Source organism: Psychrobacter sp. FME13, from assembly GCF_014861395.1.
GTDB lineage: Bacteria > Pseudomonadota > Gammaproteobacteria > Pseudomonadales > Moraxellaceae > Psychrobacter.
In genome coordinates this window covers 1-1,591 of the sequence record NZ_RRYV01000283.1, presented here as the reverse complement: position 1 = coordinate 1,591, position 1,591 = coordinate 1, and the positions used below count along the sequence as shown (strand labels likewise).

Genomic DNA, 1,591 nt, shown 5'->3' with positions numbered 1-1,591 from the left:
GAGTAAGGCGTTGCTTATTTTTTTCAATGTTTTCTCAATTCTATACAGCCCCTAGTTAGTAGAAGATTTTTGTTTAAACGCTGATATAACGCTACCATCGTATACCTCCTTGTCAGTACTCATAAGTAATAAAAAACAATACTTGTATCCTTTCATTTTAATATACCGCGTTTGCTGCTTTGTTGTGTGTAATTATCGCTAAATGTTGTATGGATAATTAAATAAGCCTTTTTTCAGAATAGTCCAAAAAGAGAAAACGGATAGGAAGCGTACTAGGAAATTTTAGAAGGAGTGATCGTAAATAGGATTGCTTAGAAATCGCAACAGTGGTGCCTATTTTTCAATATAAAACAGGCTCTAATGTTTATGACTCTCATAAAAAAAGACTGAGCTCACTTAAGCGGGCTCAGTCTTTTTTTATAAACCGAAAAATCTGATAGTTAATGATTGATAGCGGTCATAAGTCTAGAGCTGTGTTTGAATTCGTTACTTCTGATATAAATTAGTTAATCGTTATTTTGGTCGTTTTCCTGCAATTCAGACAAGGAGTGGGTAATATTATTGTTATGGGTCGATACAATCGCTTCATCAATGATATGTTGGCTCACACCGCGCTTGCGTAGTGTTTCGATAAAAACTTCATCATGAGCTAACGTATAATCCTGATGATCACGGTCAAGACCTTGACGAATATATAGGCGAATAAGACCTTGAATGCGCTTAAACCCCAACTCTGATGTTGTTGATTCTAGCAGCTCAATCATCTCTTCAGACAGGCGAATACTGATCGGACGCATGATTTTTTGCGGATGATCAGAAAACTTATTTTTTACACGTATAGGTATCATAATAAACCATTATTTTTAGTGAGTAAGAGTAAGGCACTCAGACAAAAAATCAACCCAATCAAAGTTGTACTTACCATACAACAAAAACATCTAAAAGAACACAGTAGCCACGCTATTATTATGATCATCACATATATAAATGGCGACAATAAAAAAAACCTTCATCAAATTATGATGAAGGTTTCAGTATATGGCTCTCCAACCTGGGCTCGAACCAGGGACACACGGATTAACAGTCCGTTGCTCTACCAACTGAGCTATTGGAGAATAAGTTGTCATAACAATGAATTTAATAAGTATTATATAACAATAATTTCTTATCTTGTTTGCGTTATGTGGGGCGTATTTTAGCCAAGTCATCATAGGCTGTCAACCTTATTACAGCATTAATTATCAATATTGTTGTAATTAATTCAAAATAGCTCGTTATCGCCTATGAAATATAGTGCTCTGGCAAATATTGAATCTAAAATTATTACTCATTTATATAGCCATCAAACCTATCAAAAAAACAAAAAAGTTACTTTGATTGATGGTTTAAGCAGTCTTTTAGCAGAGCTTTTTGCTTGTGTTTTGGCTCGGATTTAATTAGACGACTTTTGTATCTTTTTGAATCTTAGATTAACACATGAAGTGCAATACCAAATGCAAGGTGAAAAAAAGACCTAGATGCGCTAGCATCAAAGTTTTTATCCACCGACCAAAGTGAGATTGCAACCATGAGCTATACACATCTAAGCCTA

General features: G+C 34.6%; 1 protein-coding gene and 1 tRNA gene. Both read right to left on the bottom strand.

All coding sequences use genetic code 11. From position 1 onward, the window contains the following. Window positions 1-506 precede the first annotated feature (506 nt). Window positions 507-848, bottom strand: a complete 342-nt coding sequence (locus tag EI164_RS16025; protein ID WP_192520975.1) for a CopG family transcriptional regulator — start codon at window positions 846-848, stop codon at window positions 507-509. 191 nt (window positions 849-1,039) lie between these two features. Further along, a tRNA-Asn gene (locus EI164_RS16020) sits at window positions 1,040-1,115 on the bottom strand. Window positions 1,116-1,591 lie beyond the last annotated feature (476 nt).